The 22,868-nt window shown below is 59.4% G+C and carries 23 protein-coding genes and 1 riboswitch; of the genes, 12 read left to right on the top strand and 11 right to left on the bottom strand.

The genetic code is table 11. The features are described from left to right. Nucleotides 1-86 precede the first annotated feature (86 nt). The 3 genes from BUE15_RS03185 to frr all read left to right on the top strand — a co-directional run bounded on the left by BUE15_RS03185 (nt 87) and on the right by frr (nt 2,145). Nucleotides 87-590: an acyl-CoA carboxylase biotin carboxyl carrier protein subunit gene (locus tag BUE15_RS03185; protein ID WP_073281265.1), complete on the top strand. Its 504-nt coding sequence runs from the start codon at nt 87-89 to the stop codon at nt 588-590. Nucleotides 591-733: 143 nt separating this feature from the next. Then, nucleotides 734-1,456 carry a UMP kinase gene (pyrH, locus tag BUE15_RS03180; RefSeq protein WP_073281264.1) on the top strand — a complete coding sequence of 241 codons (723 nt, stop codon included), beginning with the start codon at nt 734-736 and terminating at the stop codon, nt 1,454-1,456. A 125-nt stretch (nt 1,457-1,581) separates the two neighbouring features. Next, the gene (gene frr / locus BUE15_RS03175) at nt 1,582-2,145 is read left to right on the top strand and encodes a ribosome recycling factor (protein ID WP_073281263.1); all 564 of its coding nucleotides are present in this window, start codon (nt 1,582-1,584) and stop codon (nt 2,143-2,145) included. 66 nt (nt 2,146-2,211) lie between these two features. Here frr and nadD read toward each other — a convergent pair whose 3' ends face one another. The 7 genes from nadD to BUE15_RS03140 all read right to left on the bottom strand — a co-directional run bounded on the left by nadD (nt 2,212) and on the right by BUE15_RS03140 (nt 7,626). Further along, on the bottom strand, nt 2,212-2,802 hold the full coding sequence (gene nadD / locus BUE15_RS03170) for a nicotinate (nicotinamide) nucleotide adenylyltransferase (RefSeq protein ID WP_073281262.1): 591 nt from the start codon (nt 2,800-2,802) through the stop codon (nt 2,212-2,214). Next, nucleotides 2,799-3,383 (bottom strand): guanylate kinase, encoded by a 585-nt coding sequence (gene gmk, locus BUE15_RS03165; protein ID WP_073281261.1) that lies wholly within the window; start codon nt 3,381-3,383, stop codon nt 2,799-2,801. The genes nadD and gmk overlap by 4 nt, the downstream gene beginning before the upstream one ends. A 9-nt stretch (nt 3,384-3,392) precedes the next feature. Continuing rightward, nucleotides 3,393-3,686, bottom strand: a complete 294-nt coding sequence (locus BUE15_RS03160) for a hypothetical protein (RefSeq protein ID WP_073281260.1) — start codon at nt 3,684-3,686, stop codon at nt 3,393-3,395. Nucleotides 3,687-3,709: 23 nt separating this feature from the next. Then, nucleotides 3,710-4,357 carry a sigma-70 family RNA polymerase sigma factor gene (locus BUE15_RS03155; RefSeq protein WP_073281259.1) on the bottom strand — a complete coding sequence of 216 codons (648 nt, stop codon included), beginning with the start codon at nt 4,355-4,357 and terminating at the stop codon, nt 3,710-3,712. 59 nt (nt 4,358-4,416) lie between these two features. Further along, nucleotides 4,417-5,724, bottom strand: a complete 1,308-nt coding sequence (locus BUE15_RS03150) for an O-antigen ligase family protein (protein ID WP_073281258.1) — start codon at nt 5,722-5,724, stop codon at nt 4,417-4,419. Nucleotides 5,725-5,746: 22 nt separating this feature from the next. After that, nucleotides 5,747-6,784 (bottom strand): glycosyltransferase family 9 protein, encoded by a 1,038-nt coding sequence (locus tag BUE15_RS03145; RefSeq protein ID WP_073281481.1) that lies wholly within the window; start codon nt 6,782-6,784, stop codon nt 5,747-5,749. A gap of 71 nt (nt 6,785-6,855) precedes the next feature. Further along, nucleotides 6,856-7,626: a glycosyltransferase family 2 protein gene (locus BUE15_RS03140; RefSeq protein WP_073281257.1), complete on the bottom strand. Its 771-nt coding sequence runs from the start codon at nt 7,624-7,626 to the stop codon at nt 6,856-6,858. Nucleotides 7,627-8,007: 381 nt separating this feature from the next. On the opposite strand from BUE15_RS03140, the gene BUE15_RS03135 reads away from it, so the two are divergent. Further along, nucleotides 8,008-9,051, top strand: a complete 1,044-nt coding sequence (locus tag BUE15_RS03135) for an LLM class flavin-dependent oxidoreductase (RefSeq protein ID WP_073281256.1) — start codon at nt 8,008-8,010, stop codon at nt 9,049-9,051. A 438-nt stretch (nt 9,052-9,489) separates the two neighbouring features. After that, entirely contained in the window at nt 9,490-10,386 is an 897-nt protein-coding gene (locus BUE15_RS03130; protein ID WP_139252107.1) for a hypothetical protein, read from the top strand. A 56-nt stretch (nt 10,387-10,442) separates the two neighbouring features. On the opposite strand, the gene ahcY is transcribed toward BUE15_RS03130, so the two are convergent. Beyond that, complete coding sequence (ahcY, locus tag BUE15_RS03125; RefSeq protein WP_073281479.1) at nt 10,443-11,762, bottom strand: adenosylhomocysteinase; 1,320 nt, start codon at nt 11,760-11,762, stop codon at nt 10,443-10,445. A 117-nt stretch (nt 11,763-11,879) separates the two neighbouring features. Further along, nucleotides 11,880-12,659 (bottom strand): DUF4397 domain-containing protein, encoded by a 780-nt coding sequence (locus tag BUE15_RS03120; RefSeq protein WP_073281254.1) that lies wholly within the window; start codon nt 12,657-12,659, stop codon nt 11,880-11,882. A 219-nt stretch (nt 12,660-12,878) separates the two neighbouring features. Here BUE15_RS03120 and BUE15_RS03115 point away from each other — a divergent pair, with 219 nt between their 5' ends. Next, a complete protein-coding gene (locus BUE15_RS03115; protein ID WP_073281253.1) occupies nt 12,879-13,412 on the top strand; it encodes a hypothetical protein in 534 nt (177 codons plus the stop codon). Between the two features lie 42 nt (nt 13,413-13,454). Continuing rightward, the gene (locus BUE15_RS03110) at nt 13,455-14,645 is read left to right on the top strand and encodes a THUMP-like domain-containing protein (RefSeq protein ID WP_073281252.1); all 1,191 of its coding nucleotides are present in this window, start codon (nt 13,455-13,457) and stop codon (nt 14,643-14,645) included. Nucleotides 14,646-14,773: 128 nt separating this feature from the next. Here BUE15_RS03110 and BUE15_RS03105 read toward each other — a convergent pair whose 3' ends face one another. Beyond that, nucleotides 14,774-15,379 (bottom strand): DNA-3-methyladenine glycosylase, encoded by a 606-nt coding sequence (locus tag BUE15_RS03105; RefSeq protein ID WP_073281251.1) that lies wholly within the window; start codon nt 15,377-15,379, stop codon nt 14,774-14,776. Nucleotides 15,380-15,472: 93 nt separating this feature from the next. After that, a riboswitch (cobalamin riboswitch) is annotated at nt 15,473-15,698 on the top strand. A gap of 149 nt (nt 15,699-15,847) precedes the next feature. Here BUE15_RS03105 and BUE15_RS03100 point away from each other — a divergent pair. Both BUE15_RS03100 and BUE15_RS03095 read left to right on the top strand, forming a co-directional pair. Next, nucleotides 15,848-17,809: a TonB-dependent receptor gene (locus BUE15_RS03100; RefSeq protein ID WP_170865177.1), complete on the top strand. Its 1,962-nt coding sequence runs from the start codon at nt 15,848-15,850 to the stop codon at nt 17,807-17,809. 27 nt (nt 17,810-17,836) lie between these two features. Then, nucleotides 17,837-18,940 carry a YncE family protein gene (locus BUE15_RS03095; RefSeq protein ID WP_073281249.1) on the top strand — a complete coding sequence of 368 codons (1,104 nt, stop codon included), beginning with the start codon at nt 17,837-17,839 and terminating at the stop codon, nt 18,938-18,940. A 74-nt stretch (nt 18,941-19,014) separates the two neighbouring features. Here the strand turns inward: BUE15_RS03095 and BUE15_RS03090 are convergent, their stop codons facing one another. Next, nucleotides 19,015-19,272: a hypothetical protein gene (locus tag BUE15_RS03090; RefSeq protein WP_073281248.1), complete on the bottom strand. Its 258-nt coding sequence runs from the start codon at nt 19,270-19,272 to the stop codon at nt 19,015-19,017. Between the two features lie 146 nt (nt 19,273-19,418). Here BUE15_RS03090 and BUE15_RS03085 point away from each other — a divergent pair, with 146 nt between their 5' ends. The 3 genes from BUE15_RS03085 to BUE15_RS03075 all read left to right on the top strand — a co-directional run bounded on the left by BUE15_RS03085 (nt 19,419) and on the right by BUE15_RS03075 (nt 22,863). After that, nucleotides 19,419-19,772 (top strand): DUF502 domain-containing protein, encoded by a 354-nt coding sequence (locus tag BUE15_RS03085; protein ID WP_073281247.1) that lies wholly within the window; start codon nt 19,419-19,421, stop codon nt 19,770-19,772. A gap of 44 nt (nt 19,773-19,816) precedes the next feature. Further along, the gene (locus BUE15_RS03080; RefSeq protein WP_170865176.1) at nt 19,817-20,341 is read left to right on the top strand and encodes a helix-turn-helix domain-containing protein; all 525 of its coding nucleotides are present in this window, start codon (nt 19,817-19,819) and stop codon (nt 20,339-20,341) included. A gap of 161 nt (nt 20,342-20,502) precedes the next feature. Then, nucleotides 20,503-22,863, top strand: coding sequence for a B12-binding domain-containing radical SAM protein (locus tag BUE15_RS03075; RefSeq protein ID WP_073281245.1), 2,361 nt, complete (start codon nt 20,503-20,505; stop codon nt 22,861-22,863). Nucleotides 22,864-22,868 lie beyond the last annotated feature (5 nt).

The raw sequence follows: 22,868 nt of genomic DNA, 5'->3' as shown, positions 1-22,868 counted from the left end.
AGAGGGATACGAGTCCTCAAGTTCCGAAATTATTTGAGAATTGGCCTATCTTTAAGCCCATTTCCGCTCACTCCTCCCCTCTCCATATGCTACAGGTTAGCACCAGCCCCACTCAAATCTGGCAAGTAGACTATCGTGCCGACGGCGCCATTTCTGTCAATGACCAGCCGTTTGCGTGGGATTTGATGGTAGTGGGGCCCGGGCGGTTTCACATTTTGCACGAAGGCCGCTCGTTTGCCGCCGAGGTAGTAGCCACCGACTTTGTGGCCAAAACCTTCCAGATTAAGCTCAACGGCCAACTGCTGGACCTGCAGGCCAAGGACCGGTTCGATTTGCTGCTGGATAAGCTGGGCATGAGCAATGCCGCGGCAGCCAAAGTAAACGAGCTGAAAGCGCCTATGCCGGGCCTGATCGTGGATATTCGGGTAGAGCCCGGCCAGACCGTTCAGAAGGGCGACCCGCTGCTGGTACTGGAAGCCATGAAGATGGAAAACATCCTCAAATCGCCCGGCGACGCCACCATTGGCAGCATCAAAATCGGGCTCCGCGACAATGTAACCAAAGGCCAGGTCCTGATTCAGTTCACGTAGCCGTTGCCGCAATGGCCTGCCATTAGTCTGGGAGGCCATTTTTATGCCGCAGGCCGTGCCCATCGGTCCTACCCGGTTTCACGTACAGCCCAGCATTGCGCCCGTTAGCGCCTTCCTGATATTCTCACCTAATTCCTCCGATTTTGAAGTACAAACGAATCCTGCTCAAACTCAGTGGCGAGGCTCTGATGGGCCAGCAGCAATACGGCATTGATGCCATCCGGCTGATGCAGTATGCCGAGGAAATCAAGAAAGTAGCCGCTACGGGCACCCAAGTGGCCGTGGTGATAGGAGGAGGAAATATTTTCCGGGGTGTGCAGGCCGAAGCATTCGGCCTCGACCGGGTGCAAGGCGACTACATGGGTATGCTCGCCACCGTCATCAACTCAATGGCTCTGCAAAGCGCCCTGGAGAAGCTGGAGGTGAACACCCGGCTGCTGTCGGGCGTGGCTATTCAGCAGGTATGCGAGCCTTATATCCGGCGCCGTGCCCTTCGCCACCTCGAAAAAGGCCGGGTGGTTATCTTCGGGGCCGGTATCGGCTCGCCCTACTTCACTACCGATTCGGCCGCTTCACTCCGTGCCATCGAAATTGAGGCTGATGTGGTGCTGAAAGGCACCCGCGTCGACGGCATCTATACCTCCGACCCGGAGAAAGACCCCACGGCGGTGCGCTACCCCAGCATCACGTTTGATGAGGTGATGGAAAAGAACCTGAACGTAATGGACATGACGGCCTTCACGCTGTGCAAGGAAAACAACCTGCCCATCATCGTTTTTGACATGAACAAGGAAGGCAACCTGCAACGCCTTATCGAAGGCGAAACGGTGGGCACCCTCGTTACCATGAGCGGCGAACAGTCGTAGAGCCCGAAGCACCTCACCGCCCCCCCCCCTACCACCCGGGGTTGTCCGGAAGCCCGCCATTTTATAGGCGGCCAGGCAAACAGTCCCGCGTTCTGACTTTCAATATTTATAATTCACTCACACACATGGACGAAGAAATTCAGTTTTACCTGAGCGAGGCCGAAGAATCGATGGGCAAGTCGCTGCAGCACACGGGTCTGGAGTTGAGCCGCATCCGGGCCGGCAAGGCTACACCGGCCATGCTCGACTCGCTACGGGTTGACTACTACGGCACCCCCACGCCTATTTCGCAGGTAGCCAACGTTTCCACGCCCGATGCCCGCACGCTGTTTATCAAGCCCTGGGAAAAGAACATCATTGCAGAGGTGGTAAAAGCCATCAAGAACAGTGACCTGGGCCTGAACCCGCAGTCAGATGCCGAAGGTGTGCGCCTGAACATCCCGCCCATGACTGAGGAGCGCCGCCGCGAGCTGGTGAAGCAGGTAAAAAATGAGTCGGAAGCCGGCAAAGTACGCATCCGCAGCATCCGCAAAGACGTCAACGACTCGTTGCGCAAGCTGCTGAAAGACGGCGCCTCGGAAGACGCCATCAAAGACGCCGAAGCCAAAGTGCAGAAAGCTACCGACAGCTACATCACCCAGATTGATGGCCTGATGAGCAAGAAAGAATCTGAAATCATGACCATCTGATTTCAGCTAACAGCAAAGAAAAAGCCCTGCCGGACGAATCCGGCAGGGCTTTTTCTTTGCTGTTATTCAGCGCCAATACTGCTTGGCAATAATCTGCTGCTCTACTTCGGCGGGTACCAGATACCGGATGGACTTGCCCGTGCGGATAGTATGCCGGATGAAGGTGGCGGAAATATCAAGCAGCGGCGCCTCCACGACGCGCACCCTTGTACCGGGGGCCTGCACCACCGGGTGGCCCGGCCGCGGGTACACATACAGGTCAAACTCCTGCCGGATACGGTCAGCTTCTTTCCACCCGTCAAGGCCTTCCAGATTGTCGCTGCCCATGAGCAGCACGAAGTCTGTAGCGGGGTGCTGCTGGCGGAGTTTATCCAGCGTAGCCACCGTATAGCTGGGCCGGGGCAGATGAAACTCTACATCCGAAACCTGCAACCGGTGGTTGCCGGCAATGGCAGCCTGCACCAAGGCCAGTCGGTCCGGCTCGGGCAGCAGCTCCTGCCCCACTTTATACGGGCTTTGCGGCGACACTACAAACCAGACTTCTGTCAGGTCGGTGTGCGTGGCCATGTGCTCAGCCAGAATGAGGTGGCCGATATGAATCGGATTGAAGGAGCCAAACAGCAGCCCTACCCGGCCAGCAGCTTCCGGCGTACTCACAGAATAGCGGGCTCCGCCGTGATAAAGTCACGCACCAGCTTCTCGGCTTCGGCAGTGGCTTCGTCCAGGTCGTCGTTGATGACGGTCACATCGAACCGATCCTCGAAGGTGAGCTCGAAATTGGCTTTGTAGAGGCGGGCCGAGATACTGGAAGCCGAATCCGTAGCGCGGTTGCGCAGGCGGCTTTCCAGCACCTCCAGGGAGGGAGGCTTCACGAAGATAGCCAGCGCCCGGTCCTTATAGAACTCCTTGATGCTCAGGCCACCTTTCACGTCCACATCCAGTACGGCATGCTTGCCGCTTTCCCAGATGCGCTCAATTTCAGACTTAAGCGTACCATAGAAGGCACCCTCGTACACTTCCTCCCATTCCACGAACTCGTCGTGGCGGATTTTCTCCTGAAACTCCTGAACGGAAATGAAGTGATAGTCTTTTCCGTTGGTTTCGGTGCGGCCGCGCCTGTCGCGGGTACAGGCCGAGATGGAAAAGCTCAGGTCCGGGATGGCCGCCATCAGGCGGTGGACGATGGTGGTTTTGCCGGCACCGGAAGGGGCCGAAAATGCTATAATTTTACCCTGCATCAGGCAAAATTAGGCCATTTCCGTTTGCAACCGCGACAAAATAGTTTGGGGAAGAGAATTGGGGGCACCTTTCCGGCCCACATGGGTCATCAGGAAACCGATGAAAGCCCGCTGCTTGTCGATATTATCGAAGCACGGAGAGCAGTCATCTGCATGGCCGACGATATATTCTTCGTCTTCCACGGTGGGTTGCTGCCCCACTACAAGCTGGTCGAGTATTGTATTCACGCGTTCACAGTCGGCGGCAGGCGGCGAGGCCTGCTGCGTGGGAGATGGAATCTGGGTGGTAGAGGTCTTTTCCATGATGTAGTGAAACGCGTGGCTGTTTAGTCGTTTTCGTCTTCTTCCAGCTCGGCACCTGCGGCACCGGCTTCTGATCCGTAGCCCATCGACTGGGCGTATTTTTCTAGTTTTTCTTTCAAAAAATTGCGGGCCCGGTGCAAACGAGAGCGGACGGTACCGATAGGAATGTCCAGCACTTTGGCCATTTCCTCGTACGTGAACCCTTCCAGGTCGCAGAGGATAATGACGGTGCGGAAATCCACGGGCAGCGAGTTGAGTGCGCTGGCCACTTCGTCGCCGATGAGGTCACGCACGGCTTGCTGCCGCATATCAGACGAGGTTCCACCCGCGTCGCTGTCGGACTCGACGTCCTCCGAATTGTAGTACCCCTCAATTTCGCTGTAGTCGACCTTGGCGGGTTGCTTGCTCTTTTTCCGGAAGTCGTTGATGAACGAGTTTTTCAGGATGCGAAACAGCCATGCTTTGGCGTTGGTTCCCTGCTCGAAGTACTCGAAGAAGCGGTAGGCCTTCAAATAAGTCTCCTGCACAAGGTCATTCGCGTCATCCTCATCGAGAGTGAGACGGAAAGCGAAATTGTACAGAGAGTCGATTACAGGCATTAATTCGGCCTGAAACCGGCGGTCTTTTTCTTCTTTACTAAGCTTCGGAACCCGTTCGGGAGAGTCGCTCATAGGGGGCGCAGCAAAAGGACAGCGGGGTGAAAAAAAGGCTGTGTAAACAAATGTACTGATTATCCTATCGGCCTCAAGCGAGGTGGCAGGCTAGCCGACAGGCGGGCCTGCCGTTCGGCAGCGACGACCAGGAAGCCGTACAGAAACACGAACATGTTGAAGCCAATCTGCATTTGCAACAGCGAATCGACCAAATTGGCGATGGCCATCATGAGCAGGAAATGTACCACGTACGGATTTTGCCGCAGGGCAGGTTGCACTAATGGCCCAAACAACACCAAAAGCCAAAGTGTGAGCCCTACAATTCCGCCTCCAACCAGAGCTTCCAGGTATTGATTGTGGGTCATCACCCAGTTGCGGGGCTGCAGGCCAAAATCCTGGTACTCATACTGGTTTATCATAGCAGCATCTACGTCGGCGGGGCCTACTCCCAGCAGTGGATGCTCGCGGGCAATAATGATGGCCGTTTCCCAGGCAGCAAAACGCTTGGCCATGGAGTAATCGTTGATGTCGCGCCCGGACTTGTACTGATTCAGGTCGTCGAGGGAAACACTGACGCGGTGCTGAATCGGCGCGAGCGTGAAGTAGGCCACCGGGGGCAGCACCGTGAGAACCACCAGCAGAATGGAGCCCAGGACGAAGCGCCGTTGCAGCAGAATAAGCAAAACAGCATCAATCAGCAGCATGCCGTAGAGCACCAGCAAGCCGGTGCGGTAGGCCAGCACGTGCATGATCAGGCACAGCGCCACTGCACAGGCCAGCAACCCCCAGCGGATAGCAGCTGTTGCCAGCGGGCTGCGCCGCATCAGCAGCGCGAAGAAAAAAGCCAGGGCCAGCATGATGCTGAAATGGATGTGAAAGATGCCGGTAATTGCCGGCACATTATGGCCAATGCTTATCTCATAGTTGGCTTCGGCCGGATTGAGCAGGTAGCGTCCCAACGTGCCCAGGGCCAGCGCAGTAGCCAGCCCCACATACAGCAGCCCCACACCGTAGCGCTGCCTTGCTGACAACGGAACGGCCACCGCAAAAGCCAGCGGCACCGCCAGCAACGGCAGCTTGCGGTATACTTCGTGGCGCCAGATAGCCAGTTCGGAGGTATATACCAGGCTCAGAAGCCAGAACAGATAGAGCAGGCCCATAATCAGCACCGTACGCAGCCGCGCGCAGCCGCGCAGCCGGCTGGCCAGCTCGGGTTGGGCAGCGGCAGCCAGAAACCCCACAATAGGGCTCAGGGCCACCAATGCCCGCGACGCAAACAGCCCTACTACAGCCGCTACGCATGCCAGCAGCAACAGGTACTGCGAGAGGCGGCCGGTATGGTAGAGTTGGCGCAGAGAAAGAGAAAAGGCAACGAATTGAGTCATAAATCGGGAAAGGGATACTGGCTCAGCTGGTCAAGTTAGCCGGATTCCAGGCAAGTATCCGTTGCAAAGCCTGTACCGGAACCAGCGCTTTGATGCAGGAGCAGGTAGCCGGCTGCTGACGGCAGTCCTCACATGCAGGCTTGTCCAGCACCAGATAGTCGGCATGGGGACCAAGGGGCGCCCACCGGCCCGGGTGCATAGGGCGGATAGGCGGATACAAACCCAGCGCGTAGCGCCCGAGGGCAGCAGCCAGGTGCAACGGGCCGGTACTGCCGGCCACCAGCCCATCGGCAGCACCGATAAAGGCCAGTAGCTGAGGCAGGGTCAGCTGTCCGGTTAGTTGAGCCGTCAGGTACGGCGCATATTCAGCAAGCCACGGTTGTAGCTCCTGCCCTTCTGCCTCCGTTCCGGTCACGAAGACCCGGTGCCCGGCGTTGTGAAGCAGGCGGGCCAGCGTGCCAAAATGCGGCAGTCCCCACTCGCGGGCACTGCCGCGGCTACGCGGGTGCAACACCACATTCAGCTGGCCCGGCTGCCGGTCAGCCAGCAACCGGTGTAATGCCGGCGCCAGCGGCTCGGCCGGCGTCAGCTTCACGAGTTCTGCCACCGCAGGCAAGGGCAGCTCAACGGACGGCACCAACGGCTGCAGCAAGGCCAGATTCAGCTGAGCCTCGTGCAAGGGCGAATGGCGACGGCTCAGGGCGACCCGCCGGTTGCAGGTGAGCCAGTGAAACCACCGGTTACGGGTACCAATACGGACAGGAATACCAGCCTGTTGGGCCAGCCGGGCAATGGTTTTGTTGGGGAAGACGTGCACAATAGCCTCGGCCTGCAACTCGCGCAGCGCTGCCACTTGCCCGGCCGCAGGCAGCCTGAGTAGGTCGTCGTAGTTCAGAAAAGCATCAAGCCAGGGGCAGGCATCGGCAATGGGCTGCGTATACGTGCGGCCCAGCAGCACTACCCGGCAGCCGGGAAAGTGGCGCTTGAGCAGGCCCGCTACCGGAAGTGTCAGCACTACGTCGCCAATAGCATCGGTACGGCTTATCAAAAATGTCTTCATGCAGTATGCCGCGCTCAACCTACTGTGTGGCCTCAGCCCAGAGTAAGCCGGTTGGTTGTCGACGCCGGTTGTTAATACTCAACAGTAGCAGAACGGGTTTTGAGCTTGGCAAATTTCAGAAATACTCCCACAGCCGAAATCAACGCAATGCTCAGGCCGGCGAAACCATCCAGAAACCCCAGCCGCAGAAAGTAGCCATGTACGAATTTCCAGAAAGGCTTGAGCAGCAGATGAAACAGCGTAACGCGCCGCTTGCCGCGCAGCCACAGCTCGTCGGCCGCAATACTGGTGAAACGGTTGAGCTGACTGACGTGCTGGGCTATGGAGTGGTAGGAATAGTGCAGGGCGTCGCCCTGAAGAGCCCCAACGGCCTGCCCGGGTTGCATTTCATACCGCTCGTGCAGCAATAATCCTTCCCACTGCCCAAGACGCCGGTCGTAGAGGCGCAGTTTTCGGTCGGGGTACCAGCCGCCGTGGCGCACCCAGGAGCCGCAGTAGTTGGTGAGGCGGGCCAGCGTATAGCCCCCACCCTGCCAGTTGTGCTTTGCGGCCAGAATGCTCTGGCGCAGCTCCGGCGTCAGCACTTCGTCGGCGTCGAGCTGCAGCACATGGTCGTAGTGGGCCTGCGTGGTGGCAAAGTTCTTCTGCTGCACGTAGCCCTCAAAAGCGTGTTGGATTACCCGGGCACCCATTTCCTCACAGATTTCCACCGTCCGGTCAGTGGAGAATGAATCCACCACCACCACGTCATCGGCCACACCGCGCACGGCCTCCAGGCAGCGGGCAATATTGGCTTCTTCGTTGAAGGTGATGACGACGACGGATAAGGGAACGACGGGCATAGGTAGGGCAAATATCTGGATTTTGGCGGCGAAGCAAGCCTCTCCAAACATCTACTGGCACTAATATTTAGATAACCTCCGCTACATAGCAGCTTCAGGGGTTCGTATGCTGGCAATGTGTATACTTACCGCATGCCACCGAATACTCGGAAACCAATGCTGGCCAGCCACTGGATTTTTGCGGGATCAAACAGCAACCAACGAGCCCGCAGTTACTCACTCAGCGCGCACCCCTGCCTATGTAGCAGAACGCTAACGGGCCAAGCAGTAGACAAGTAGAATAGGCTTCTTCAATAAGGCTCATCTTCAGTGGTGCTCAAACTATTTGCCGGGCCGCGGCGTTATCGAAGCAATTCATGTACCTACCTCAATTGACTTTTCATGGAACTTGGCATCAGCTCATTTGGTGAAGTAGCTCCCGCTCACGTAGCGGGCGGCGATACAGCGGCAGCTCAACGCACGCAGGAACTGGTGGCGCTGGGCCGCCGCGCCGACGAGGCCGGGTTGGATATAGTAGCCATCGGCGAGCATCACCGGGCCGATTATGTAGTGTCGTCGCCGGAGATGGTGCTGGCCGCTATAGCAGCCGTAACCAGCCGCGTACGGCTTAGCAGCGCCGTTACGGTGCTCAGCTCCACGGACCCCGTGCGCACCTTCCAGAACTTCGCCACGCTGGATTTGCTCTCCAATGGGCGGGCCGAAATTATTGCGGGCCGTGGCTCCTTCATTGAGTCGTTTCCGCTGTTTGGGCAGGATTTGAGCGACTATGATGCGTTGTTCACGGAGAAGCTGGGCTTGTTGCTGCAGCTCAACGAGCAGGAAGTAGTTACCTGGCAGGGCAAGCTCCGGCCCAGCATTGTGGGCCGAGGCGTCTATCCGCGCCCTCTGCAGCCCAAGCTGCCCATCTGGATTGGCGTAGGCGGCACGCCCGCTTCGGCGGCGCGGGCCGGCTCTTTGGGGCTGGGGCTGACCATTGCTATTCTGGGCGGAGCACCCGCGCAGTATGTGTCGTTTGCTGATCTGCACCGCCGGGCCGCGCAGCAGGCGGGCCACACCGCCGCTTTGCCGCTAAGCCTGAATTGTCATTTCCATATTGCTGAAAACTCCCAGCAGGCCGCCGACGAATTTTTTCCGGCGTACTCTTCGGTCATGAACCGGATTGGCCGTGAACGAGGCTGGTCCCCGATGACACGGCAGCAGTTCGACTACCTGCGCGGACCACAAGGGCCGCTGTTTGTTGGAACCCCGCAGGAAATCACTGATAAGCTGGTGTACCTGCATGGGCTTTTCCAGAACACCCGCTTTATTGGCCAGCTGATGCTGGAGGGTATGCCGCACGAAGCAGTGCTCCGCTCCACCGAGCTATTTGGGCAGGTAGTTGCTCCGGCTGTGCGCGCCAAGCTGGGCGTGGCAGTGCCAGTGTAGTATCGTGGCAACGAAGTACAGAAAAAAGGCCCTGCTGAATCCGGCAGGGCCTTTTTTGCTATGCAGGCACCGGTATAGAGTTGGGCATTTAGGTGAGGGGCCGTAGCTTTAGGATTCAACCATCAACTCTAAAGTCCTGTCAGCTTGAGCATTTCTACATCTACTACTGCCGTTCATAGCTATGGCACTGCCAAAGGATGGCGCATTTTCATTTACGTACTGGGGCCACTGCTTGTCCTGCTATTTCTAGGCTCACCGTTACTGTTCGCAGACAAAGGCTGGAATATGGGCCTGTTTGCATTGGCGGCCGGCTTCTGGGCCATGGGGCTGTTTTTCATGTACTGCATCTATGAAACCCATAAGGCCCGTCACATTTTCAGCGAGCAAAGCATTCGGTACCAAGGCGCGATACGCAGTAAAGAACTCCCGCTGGAGGCTGTGCGCGGGTACCGCACGGACAACCAGTACACCCACATCGTCCCGGTTTCCAAAGCCTATCCTGGCATCAGGATAGGCTATACCAGCGAAGGCTACGAGGACATACAGCAATGGCTGGCCGACCGGTTTCCGGACCTAGATGTGCAGCAACAGGAACAGGAAGCCCAGGAAATTTTGCAGGACGATGCCCTGGGCCGCACCGAAGCGGAGCGGGAGGAGAAGCTGCTGCAGGCGCAGCGGCTATGCCGTGTCCTCAACATAGCGGCCTGGGCGGTGGCGGCGTGGCTGTTTTTCTACCCGCAGCCCTACAGCCTAGCTACGCAGGCCGCCCTGGCGCTGCCACCGGTAGCGTTGCTGGCTATGTTCTGGCACCGAGGCCTCATCCGGGCCGACGAGCGCAAGGACAGCGCGTATCCTTCTCTTGCCTCAGCCCTGTTTATGCCTTCATTGGCTTTGCTGCTACGGGTCCTGTTCGACTTTGAGCTGCTGGAGCATACGCTGGTGTGGCCCCTGGCGGCGGCGGTTGCTGCCGTGTTTGGTGGTCTGCTGGCCTATGGTAGCTGGCGCTTCATCAGCAACTCTGCCAGTCGTTGGAGTGCGTTAGCGATGCTTCTGTTTTGTGCGCTGGCATATGGCTATGCCGCCCCGGCCGCCTACAACTGCGCCTTCGACAAGGCCATTCCGCAGGTGCACCAGGCAGCCGTGCACGGCAAGCACTCTTCCTCCGGCAAAACCACCACCTACTACCTGGCGGTGGGCCCCTGGGGCCCTCGTACCACTCCTGAAGATGTCACGGTAACGAAAGAGCTGTATGAGCAGACGCAGGCCGGTGACACAGTGCATGCCTACCTTTTTCCAGGCCGGCTGGGTATTCCGTGGTTCTCGGTGGAGGAATAAAAAACCCCACCTGGCGCTGAGCCAGGTGGGGTTTTCTTTGCCAGAAGCGGCAACGCCTAGTAGCGGTACAGATCCGACTTGAACGGGCCTTCTACCGGCACTTTGATGTAGTCGGCTTGCTTAGTCGTCAGCTCGTCCAGCTCCACCCCGATTTTGGCGAGGTGCAGGCGGGCTACTTTCTCGTCGAGGTGCTTGGGCAGGGTATACACTTTGTTTTCATAGGAAGCCGCGTTCTGCCACAGCTCCAGCTGCGCCAGCGTCTGGTTCGTGAACGAGTTCGACATCACAAACGAAGGGTGGCCGGTGGCGCAGCCCAGGTTCACGAGGCGGCCTTCAGCGAGGATAATCACCTCTCTGCCTTCGATGTTGTAGAGGTCAACCTGCGGCTTCACGGTGTCTTTGGTGTGGCCGTAGTTTTTGTTCAGCCACGCCATATCAATTTCATCGTCGAAGTGGCCGATGTTGCAGACAATGGCTTTGTCCTTGAGGGCACGGAAATGCTCTTCACGGATGATGTCGCAGTTGCCGGTGGTGGTAATGACGATGTCGGCGCGCGGAATGGCGTTTTCCATCTTCTTCACCTCGAAGCCATCCATAGCAGCCTGCAGCGCGCAGATGGGGTCGATTTCGGTAACGATAACGCGGGCACCGGCGCCGCTCAGCGAAGCAGCCGTGCCTTTTCCTACGTCGCCGTAGCCTGCTACTACCGCCACTTTGCCGGCCATCATCACGTCGGTGGCACGGCGAATAGCATCTACTGCCGACTCTTTGCAGCCGTATTTGTTGTCAAACTTCGACTTCGTAACCGAGTCGTTGACGTTGAACGCGGGCATGGGCAGCGTGCCGGCTTTGGCGCGCTCCAGCAGGCGCAGTACGCCGGTGGTCGTCTCTTCCGAAATGCCTTTGATGTCGGCAGCCAGCTCGGGGTAGCGGTCCAGCACCATGTTGGTCAGGTCGCCGCCATCGTCGAGAATCATGTTCAGCGGCTGACGCTCCTCACCGAAGAACAGCGTCTGCTCGATGCACCAGTCGAACTCCGACTCGGTCATTTCCTTCCAGGCATATACCGGAATGCCGGCCGCAGCAATGGCAGCGGCAGCGTGGTCCTGCGTGGAGAAAATGTTGCAGGACGACCAAGTAACCTCGGCACCCAGCTCCTTCAGCGTCTCGATGAGCACCGCCGTCTGAATGGTCATGTGCAGGCAGCCGGCAATACGCGCGCCTTTGAGCGGCTTGCTGGCGCCAAACTCTTCACGCAGGGCCATCAGGCCGGGCATTTCAGCCTCCGCCAGACGGATTTCCTTACGGCCCCACTCCGCGAGGCTCATGTCTTTTACTTTATACGGAACATAAGCCGTAGTCTTGGTCTCAACCATGGTGTTGGATTTTTTGGAATCAACTACAAAGATAGCCAAAATGTTAGTCGGGCTATACAACAAAACCGGCTGCCCCACAGGAGCAGCCGGTTGCAATGTGTACCGAAAAAACGCAGCTTAGTTGTGCTGAATGACAACGGCTCTGGGCTGCAGGGCCGGGTCGATGCTGCCGAGAATGCCGCGTACGAGCACCGTGTAAATCTTGCCGGCTTCGTAGGTTTTGGTGGCCGTGGCCGTAGCAGTACCATTCAGGCCGGTGCCGGTGCCATCTCCGACAGCCACTACTGTTGCGGATGTTGCGCCGGTGGTGACGAGCAGGTTGTAAGGGCCACTAGGCACCGAAGCAAAGCCAGATGCCCACGTGGTAGCCGTAGCCGACGCCGGGAACGTAGCCGATATGTTTGGAATGTCTACGGGGCCGGCTATTGTCTGCTGGGAAAGTTTCACGGCAGGCGCACCCTGGGCCAGATGCACTACGCGCACTTTGGCCTGGCCGGAAGCTGGAGCAGCCAAGTCATCAGTAACCTGCAGCAGTCCTACTGTAGTAGCAGTGGGGGCGTAAGCAAAGGCCGAGTAGCTCTGGTCTTTAGCTACAGTGATGGTCTGTGAGGCAGCCGTCTGGTTGGCGCTGTTGTTGATCTTCAACGTTGGCGTTCCGGCATTCACGTTGAGATAACCACTGCTTTGGCCGTAATTCAACTGGCCTACTTCCGTGTCGTTAATCAGCGCTTTAACCTGGATATTAGCAGAAGCCGCGGCATGCGACAGCAGCACCCGCCCTTGCTCTACCACCGGCGCGGGGTCCGGATCATCGTCGCTGCAGGCGGAAAAGGCAAATGCTGCGGGCAGTGCAACGGCCAATAATGCATGGCGGAAGGGCGTGATGAAGGTTTTCATAGGGTCAGGGGATGAAAAGAAGACACAATGGAATGCCGACAGAACGTAACCACCCAAACTTTTGTTGGGTTGGCTTCGGAATCTTCTGCTGGAGAAGCAGTTGATCCGCCTTGCAAGCAGTTCACTATATTTGCTTTTATGCATCATTCAGCCTTGCCTCTGGCGCGGGTAATCCGGCCTTCTTTTGTTGTACTGCTAGGTCTCTGGGCGGGTAGCGCCATGGGGCAGGTAACTTCTCCCATTCAGCTCAGCCCCGAAGACAAGGAACGTGGCCTGAATGGAGTGCAAAAAAATTTCTTCTTCGCTACCAAAGCCGTTCCCACCGAAAACGACTACCAGAGTGCCGGCTATTTCGGGCAGAAGCTGCGCCCTTATCTGGCCGGCAACCAGGAGGCCGTGAAAAACCTGAACCGTTACCGCCGGCAGAAATGGCTGTTTCTGGCCGAGCGCCTGACCTTCGTCGGCTCAGTGGCCGTCTACGGCGCCCAGACCTTCAGTGGTGGCGACGAAAAACATTACTTTGAGGGCGGGCAGCGCGTGACGCTGGGGCTGGCTGCCGCCAGTCTGCTGTCCAACATCTTTATTACGCGCCACACCAACGAGTATTTCCAGCGGGCAGTGGATGCGCACAACGCGGGCCTTTCGTCGGCGCACGACACTGGCGCGCTGCAGCGCCTGATGCCGACGGGTGTGGGCGTGACGATGGCGCGCACGGGGCAGCCACAGCTGGCGCTTAGCTGGCAGCTGCGCTAGGGCCGGGCAAACCGCCCGTTTTTTTGTTCGTAGGAGTAGTTCATGGAATTTCCGCTTCCCGCGGCGTCGCGGCAGTACGTCTCCGACCATCTGCACGACGACCCCGCTCAATTGGCTTTGCAGGCCCGGCGCTATCCGGGCCTGCCCGTGCCCGAGTTGGTGCGCCAGATTCAGGCCCGCCAGAAGGCCCGCCCCAAAGTGCCCGCCTGGGCCGACAACCCCGACCTGATTTTTCCGCCTGCTCTATCCGTAGAGCAGGCTTCGTCGGCGCGTACGGCGGCGTTTAAGGCGTCGCTGGTCAGCGGGCAGCGGCTGGTAGATCTTACCGGCGGCTTCGGGGTGGATGTGTCGTGCTTCGCGGAGCAGGTGGCCGAAGTACATTACGTGGAGCGCAATGCAGCCCTGGCCGACGTCGTACGCTTCAATCTGACCCAGCTGGGTATTGGGAACGTGCAGTACCACGCCATGGATGCCGTGAACTTCCTGCGCAATACGCCCGACACGTTCGACTGGATTTACCTCGACCCAGCCCGCCGCGACACGGCCTCGCGGAAGATTTTCCGGCTGCAGGACTGTGAGCCGGACGTGCTGCGCCTGCTGCCGCTGCTGCTGCACAAAGGCCGCCGCGTGCTGCTCAAAACCTCCCCGATGCTGGACATCGAGCAGGCCATTCTGGAGCTGCGGCAGGTGCGGCGCCTGTGGGTAGTGGCCGTAGACAACGAGTGTAAGGAAGTGCTGTATGAGTTGGGTCCCGAGCCGGCCATCGACCCGGAGCGCCACACCGTGAACCTGCGCCGCGACGGTACGCAGCAGGAATTTCGGCTGAACCGGGCCCGTGAGGCCCGCGCCATTCCGCGTTACGCCGAGCCCCAGCAGTATTTGTACGAGCCCAACGTGGCCGTGCTGAAAGCCGGCGGATTCCGCAGTATCGGGACGGCCTTTGAACTGCTGAAACTGCACCAGCACAGCCACCTGTATACGTCCGATGTGCTCCGCGCCGACTTTCCGGGCCGCATCTTCCGCATCCGGGCCGTTGAGAAGTACGATGGCGCGGCCCTGAAAGCCCACCTCGGCCCCGACGCCCGCGCCCACGTCACGACCCGCAACTTCCCCGACACTGTAGCCGACTTCCGGCAGCGCACCGGCATTCGGGAGGGTGGCGAAATCTATCTGTTTGCCACCACCAATCTGGAAGGCAAGCTGATGGTGCTGGTGTGCGAGAAAAACACCTGAAGAGTAGCGGAGTAGCTGAACAAAGCGAAGGACCTTATTACGCCAGAACGATTCAGTTCAACGTGATAAGGTCCTTCGCTTTGCTCAGGATGACCAGTTTTTACTCCGTTACTCCGCTACTCAGTTACTCACTTCGCCGGGCTTACCCACTTGCTGCCCGCCAGCCGGAACCGCCAGGGCAGCGCCGCATCAGCCCCGGCATAGTCGATACCGACGCGGGGGCTGGCTATTATCCGGTCTGTGGGCACGACTTCCCGGTGGTCTTCCAGCCAGATAGTGTCGCCCGTAAGGTCGGTGCCGTAGTGCTTGGTGGTGATGCCCAGCGCCTGCGTAAGCAGGCCCGGCCCGGCCGTGAGGTTGCGCTGCACGGCCGGCAGCCCGCGCCGCAGCAGCATTTCCGGAATGCCTTCTATCGGCTCCAGCCCCCGAATCAGCACGGCATCGGCTTTCCCGGCTTCGTTAGTGATGATGTTGAATAGCGCGTACCGGCCATAAATCAGGTACACGTAGGCCACACCGCCCGGCTCATACATGATTTTGGTGCGGGCCGTGTAGCGGCCCAGGTGCGAGTGGCAGGCCTGGTCGTTGAGGTGGGCGTAGGCCTCGGTTTCCACGATGCGGCCGCCGGTCAGGACGCCATCAATCCGGGTGTAGAGGTGCTTGCCCAGCAGCTCGCGCGCAATCTGCACGGGGTCGGGGCGCTGGTAGAAGGCAAGAGGCAGGATGTTGCTCAAGGCAAGAGAGAGTTGGAGAAGGAGAAGTACGGCAGACGGGCCACGGCGGCTATTTGGCGAGGCTGGTTTTTGACTGCGTCCGATTTATTGGCGTATCTTTGTGGCTGTAGAGGTGGCCGGACCCCAAGTGCGGGGCGAGGCTGAAAAGGGAATCCGGTTCAATTCCGGAGCTGTCCCCGCAACTGTACGCTTCATGAGTTGGCGCGCCTCAGCTGCCACTGTTTCAGAGAAGGTTTCGCAAGCAGCTTGCGGGCCGGAGAAATGGGAAGGCGGCGCGCCCGGAGCAAGCCAGGAGACCTGCCTTTGCAATTCCTATGTTCAGCGCCTTCGGTGGAAGGGCGGAGAATGAATGCAGTGGCCGCTCTGGCAGCGGCCGGATTTCCTGTTTTCGGCCTCGGCTGCGGCTTGGTTTCCTGCCAGGGAAGCTCAGACCGGAGTTTTGAACTGAATTTTCCCAGCCCGGAAATTTTGGTTCGGTTACTAGCCACTTACGCGCCTACCCCACTTCGCCTGCTCCTGTATGGGGTGCTGGGCGGCGCCGGTTTGCCTGTAGGGGCATGGGCGCAGCAGAGCACTCCACAGAGCATCGACTCGGTACAGGCACTGCCAGCAGTACGCGTGCAGGCTACGCCTACCGCAAGCTTTGCGACCGGCAGCCGCATGCTCACGCTGGACTCGGCGGCGCTAGCCCCGTTCCGGACAGCCATGCTGGCAGAAGCATTGGCAGCTCGCACGCCACTGTACCTTAAAAATTACGGTCCCGGCCAGCTCAGCAGCATTACCGTCCGGGGCACTTCGGCCCAGCACACGGCCGTGCTATGGAATGGCTTCAATATTATGCTGCCCACACTTGGGCAAAATGACTTTTCTCTGCTGCCGGTGAGCGGCAATACTGCTGTCAGCATACAGCCTGGCCCGGCTGGGGGCCTGTACGGTTCCGGGGCGGTGGGCGGCACCGTGCTGCTGTCGTCGCGGGTGCGGTGGGGAGCGGGGCTACAGGCTGCCGCACAGGCCGATGCTGGTAGCTTTGGGCTGCGAGCCGGCAGCGTGGAAGGCAGCTTCAGCAACCAGAAAGTAGCCCTGCGCACCAGCCTCACTTACCGGCAGGCCCAGAACGATTTTCACTATGATGTGCCGGGCGGAGGACGCCAGCGGCAGACAAATGCAGCGTTGTGGCAGGGCAGCATAGCCCAAGACTTTCGGTGGCGCGTAGGCCAGGCCGGCCAGTTGCAGGCTGCTATGTGGCTCACCGATTCTGACCGGCAGATTCAGCCTTCCATTGGTACCGCCAACGACCACGCCCGGCAGCGCGACCAAAGCCGGCGGCTGCTGCTTGGGTACGAGCACAGCACGGCCCGCCATGAGTCGGCGGTGCGGGTAGCGTGGTTTGAAGACATCCTCAACTACAGCACAGACCAGTTTCGCAACGACTCCCGAGTGCGAACCAGCCAGATACAGGGTAGCCATACGCTGCATTTCTCGCCCACTACCAGCCTGCGTATCGGAGCCGAAGCCCAGCACTTTGGGGTACGCATGAACGACTATGGCGGCCGGGTTTCGGAGGAGCGGTTTGCGGGCTTTGCTTTGCTGAACTACGCCCCATGGCCCCGGTTACGCCTTTCCGGCACTCTGCGCCAGGCGCTGCTACCGGGCCGCCGTTCCCCACTCAAACCGGTGCTGGGAGCTGAGTGGCAGGCAGTAGCGGCTGCTACGCACACAGTGCTGCTGAAAGCCAATGCCGCCCGCGGCTACCGGGCCCCTACCCTCAACGAACGATACTACCAGCCCGGCGGCGACCCAAACCTACTGCCCGAATCCAGCTTTGGGCAGGAACTGGGCGTGCAGCATACCTGGAGCCCGGCAGCCAAACCTGCGCTGTCTGTGCAGACAGAGGTTACCGGCTACCATCAGCTGGTAGACAACTGGGTGATGTGGTGGCCGAAACCAGGGCAGTCGTTTGTGAGCCCGCGCAACCTGCGGCAGGTGCGCACGCAAGGACTCGAGGCCTCGTCGGAGCTAAGCTGGAGCACAACGGCTTACTCTCTGAAAGCCCGAGCTTCCTACGCCTACACCCGCGCCTACAAAACCCGTGACGATGCCGACGGCATGCCCCTGAGCCGACGGCAGCTGTTTTACCTGCCACAGCACACGGCCAATACGACGCTGGAAGGCAGTTGGCGGCAGTGGCAGGGCACTACAGCGTTGTCGTTTACCAGCTTCCGTTACACGCAGGAGGAAGGGCCGCAGTATCTGCCTGGCTTCGGACTGCTGTCGGCTTCTGTGGGCTACACGCTGCGCTTGCCTGGCTCAGTGCGGGCTACGCTGCTGGCTCAGGGCTACAACCTGACTAACCGCTCCTACCAAAACTACCTCTACCGGGCCATGCCGGGCCGGTCGGGGCAACTGAGCTTACGCGTAGCGTGGCGCTGATTCTGTTTTCACTTACTCTTTTTCCATATGCTGTCCACTTCTTCTTTGTTTGCGCGCTGGTACCGTGCCGCACTGCTGCCCGCTAGTGCCTTGCTCCTTCTGTCTTCCTGTGACCCTGACGATGACGACAATCCAGTGGTGCCGCCTGTGGCAGCCACCAATAGTGTATTTGTGGTAAATGAAGGGAGCTATGGCACCCCTAATGGCAGCATCAGCCTGTTCGACGTAGCCAGCAAAACCATAACCGCGCCCGACATTTTCCAGGCAGCTAACAACCGCCCGCTGCTGGCCGATGTGGCCCAGAACATGGTAGTGCGTGGCAACCGTGGCTACATTGTGGCCAACCAGAACGGCCGCCTTATTACAGTCTCCTTGCCCGACTTCCGGGAGGTGAGCACGCTCTCGTCGCCGCTGGCGCAGCCGCGCTACATTGCCGTAGCCTCCGACGACAAAGCGTATGTGAGTGAGTGGATTCAGGCACCTTTCCCTGCCCCGGTAGTAGGGCGGGTAGCCATCATCAACCTGCGCACCAATACAGTGACGGGGACTATTCCGGTAGGCAAAGCCCCGGAAGAAATGCTGCTGGCCAACGGCAAGCTGTTTGTAGCCAACAGCGAAGACAATACCGTGACGGTTATCAATACCAACACCGATGTTGTAGAAACCACCCTGACAGTCGGCGCCAACCCGGCCAATCTGGTGCAGGATGCTAATGGCCGCATCTGGGTGCTGTGCGCAGGCTCGACGGACTACTCCAACCCAGCGTTGTCGAAGCTTGGCAGCCTCAGCGACTTCACGGCTACAGCCCCGTACACGGTGCGCAAGCGTGACCTGACCTACACTCCCGGCTATGGCTCGCGCGTTCGGCGCAATAGCACCGGCGACCAGCTTTACCTCAAAACCGGCTCGGGCGTGTTTCGGGTAGGCATTGCGGATGCTACCATTCCTACCACGCCTTTCCTGAAGCGCAGCTTCTACGGCCTCGATATTGACCCCAACAACAATACCATTTATGCGGGCGTGGCTGTGTCATACAGCGGCCCCGGCCGCATTGTGCGCTACAATGCCAGCGGCACTCCCCTGGACTCTGCCACGGTAGGTATCCTGCCAAATGGCTTCGCGTTCTATTAGCAGACGCTTACAGTAACAGAAAAGGCCGGACGCTTCCACAGCGTTCGGCCTTTTCTGTTACTGAGCAATGAGCACTAGTCCGCAATACCGTCGCGGTTGCGGTCCTTGGACTGGGCGGCATTTTCGTAGAGCTGGCGGCCTGTGGGAGTTCCGCTGGTGTCGCGCTGCAGGCCAGCCGTGGCCGAGTCAGACGCAATGGACTGGCCGGGGTCGGGGTCTTTCTTTTTGTAGTCACCGGATTCTACGTTGGTGTCGCCGGTGGCCGTGCCGGTGTCGCAGGCCGAGAAGAGCACCGTGGCAGCCAGCAGGCTGAAGAGCAGAGGGCGTTTCATAAGCGAAAAGGTGGAGAGTGTAGCGGTTGGGATGCAAGATAACCGAATGGTGGTACGGCGCAGAACGGCGCTACGTTGCTGGCACACGCCGGCAGGCCGGCGGCCCAAAAGCCGGAACCGGTATATTTGTTTTCCCTTTGCTGCCTATGAAACGTCCTGCCCTCACTTCCTTCAACTACCCTCTGCTGCTACGCCGCGCCGGCATCATAGCGGCCGTGAGCCTGGGGCTGGCACTGGCGCTGGTAGCCTACCTGTTCGGAGTGAGCGACGGATTCTTCGGCCGGTTATTCGGCGCTTTTTTCGTATTTTTCTGGCTGCTGTCGATAACTTTTCTGGGAGTCGTGCCTTTTGTAAGTTGGGCTACGGCCAACTGGTTCGGCAAAGACTGGGCGGAAACTGCGCCCGAGCCTAACCGCAAGCCCCGGCCTTCCGTAGCTACGACAACCGTTCGTAAACCTACGCGTACAGTAACGCGGTCCGAAAAAAATCATAACCCGTGAAAACAACGCTGCTTCATATTAAGAACATGGTTTGCCCGCGTTGCGTGGAAGCCGTCCGTACCGTACTTGAGAAAGCCGGCTACCGCCCCACGCAGGTCACGCTGGGCGAGGCTCACCTCGATGAGCACACCCCGGTAGACCCGGCCGCCGTAGCGCCCCTGCTGCGTGAGGCTGGTTTTGACGTGCTGATGGGCCGCGCCGAGCAAATGACCGAACAGATCAAAGGCGCGTTGGTCGAGTATCTAGAGCACCTGCGTACTGCCCGCATGCCGCTCACTACCTCGGCTTTCCTCACCGACCGGTTTGCGGCTACCTACTCGCACCTGAGCAAGGTATTTTCCCGGACGGCCAACCTGACTATCGAGAAATACCTGATCCGGCTGAAGATTGAGCGGGTAAAGGAAATGCTCAGCTACAACGAAATGACCCTCAGCGAAATAGCAGACCATATGCGCTACAGCTCCGGCCAGCACCTGAGCAACCAGTTCCGCCAGGTGACGGGCCGCTCCGTCAGCGAATTCCGCCGGGAGCTGCTTCCCAAGCGCCTTTCGCTGGACCAGCTGGCGTAGCTACACAGGCTCATAAAACGAAGCGTCCCGGTTTCCACTCAGGAAGCCGGGACGCTTCGTTTTATGGACGCAGCAACGGGTATGGCATCTGCTACGTGCGTTCCGGCCGGGAAAGGCTGTTTTTAAAATCAGCCACAGACACTGTGCGGCCTGCCGTACCTTTGCGGCACCTTTACCGCGCCAGTGCGGTTGTTGCTCCCGTGCCTACTCCTTCGCTCCGCATCCTGCTCATTACGCCGCCGCTCACGCAGCTGAACACGCCCTATCCGGCCACGGCCTACATCAAAGGCTTTCTGCAGGGCCGCGGCTACCACGTGACGCAGGCCGACCTGGGGCTGGAGCTGGTGCTGAAGCTGTTTTCCCAGGCAGGGCTGGCCCGGGTGTTCGAAGAAATCGAGGCCGGCAGTTTCTCGCTGAGCGACAACGCCTGCCGGATGCTGCGCCTCAAGAACAGCTACCTCAGCACCATCGGGCCCGTGGTGCGCTTCCTGCAGAACAAGGACAATACGCTGGCCCCGCGCATCTGCCACAGCCGCTTCCTGCCCGAAGCCAGCCGCTTCGACAACATTGCCGACCTGGAAGCCGCTTTCGGCACTATGGGCCTCACCGACCAGGCCCGCCACCTCGCCACACTCTACCTCGAAGACCTGGGCGACCTGCTCAAGGAAACCGTGGGGCCGCAGTTTGGCTTTTCGCGCTACGCCGAGAAGCTGGCTATGTCGGCCACCACATTTGATGAGCTGCACGAGGCGCTGCAGGCCGCCCCCAACCTGCTGGACCGAATGCTGCAGGAGCTGCTCGACGAGCTGATGGCCCGCGTGCAGCCCGATGTGGTTGGCTTCACGGTGCCGTTTCCGGGCAACCTCTACGGCGCGCTACGGCTGGCCGGCCGCATCAGGCAAATCAGTCCGGCGACGTATACGCTCATGGGCGGCGGCTACCCCAATACCGAGCTGCGCCAGATTCGGGAGCCGCGTTTCTTCGACTACATCGACTTTCTGACCCTGGACGACGGCGAAGGCCCCTGGCTGCGCTTGCTGGAGTATTTGAATGGAAAAGAAGAACGTCATGCTGAGCTTGCCGAAGCATCTCTACCGCTAGCTAATCTATCGTTTGGCAACGAAGCAGTAGAGATGCTTCGGCAAGCTCAGCATGACAGTCCGAGAGAGCAGACGGACGTTCAGGAGTTGCAGCCCCTACCCTTGCAGCGCACGTTTCTGCGCAATTCGGCCGGCGAAGTCGAGTACGTCAACCAGCCGTTTCCCGACATTCCGCACCCTGAGGTGGGCACGCCGGACTATTCGGACTTGCCGCTGAGCGAGTATCTGTCGGTGATTGAGGTGCTGAACCCCATGCACCGCCTCTGGAGCGACGGGCGCTGGAACAAGCTGACGGTAGCGCACGGCTGCTACTGGAAACGCTGCTCCTTCTGCGACGTGACGCTGGACTATATTTCGCGCTACGAAACAGCGCCATCGGCCCTGCTGGCTGACCGCATTGAGCAGATAATTGCCCAGACCGGCCAGACCGGCTTCCACTTCGTGGATGAGGCCGCTCCGCCCCTGGCTTTGCGCGACCTGGCCATTGAGCTGCTGAAACGGCGCGTAAGCATTACGTGGTGGGGCAATATTCGCTTCGAAAAAACCTTCTCGCCTGACTTGTGCCGGCTGCTGGCTGCCTCGGGCTGCATTGCGGTGAGCGGCGGGCTGGAAGTGGCTTCCGACCGGCTGCTGGCCCTTATGGAAAAGGGCGTTACGATTGCGCAGGTGGCCCGCGTAACGGACGGCTTCACGCAGGCCGGCATCATGGTGCACGCTTACCTGATGTACGGTTTCCCGACCCAAACTACCCAGGAAACCGTGGATTCGCTGGAAGTGGTGCGGCAGCTGTTTGCGGCCGGCATCGTGCAGAGCGGCTACTGGCACCGGTTCTCGATGACGGCGCACTCGCCCGTGGGCAAGAACCCCGCAAAATACCAGGTGGCCGCCGTTGGCCCCGAGCCCGGCCCGTTTGCCTGGAACGACCTGTGGCATGACGACCCCACCGGCACCGACCACGAGCAGTTCGGGGCAGGCCTGGCCAAGGCCCTCTACAACTACCTGCACGGCGTGGCGCTGCACGAGCCGCTCAGCTTCTGGTTTGATTTCCGGGTGCCCAAAACCACCGTGCCGCGCCAGTTGATCCAACAGGCCCTGCAGGAACCCACCAAGCCTGACTTCGCCAAGCAGAACCAACGCCTGTTCTGGCTGGGCAATGCCCCGGAGCTGCGGCAGGAAAACGGCAAAAAGGGCCTTCGCGCGGTGCTGACGTTCTACGAGCAGGCCGAAGACTTCGAAGTAGCCGTGCCGGCCGCTCTGGGCCCCTGGCTGCACCAGCTTCTCACCGGCCTCACGGCTGACTATGACACGAAAGTGCTGCTCAAAGACGTAGCCCGCAGCTTCCCGGCCGGCCATTCCTTCGAGCGGTTTCTGGAGTCGGGGGCGTGGCTGCTGCTACGCGAAAAAGGCCTGCTGATTCTGTAGAACCC

This window comes from Hymenobacter psychrotolerans DSM 18569 (assembly GCF_900142395.1).
Classification (GTDB): domain Bacteria; phylum Bacteroidota; class Bacteroidia; order Cytophagales; family Hymenobacteraceae; genus Hymenobacter; species Hymenobacter psychrotolerans.
This window is presented reverse-complemented; position numbering and strand designations above follow the sequence as displayed.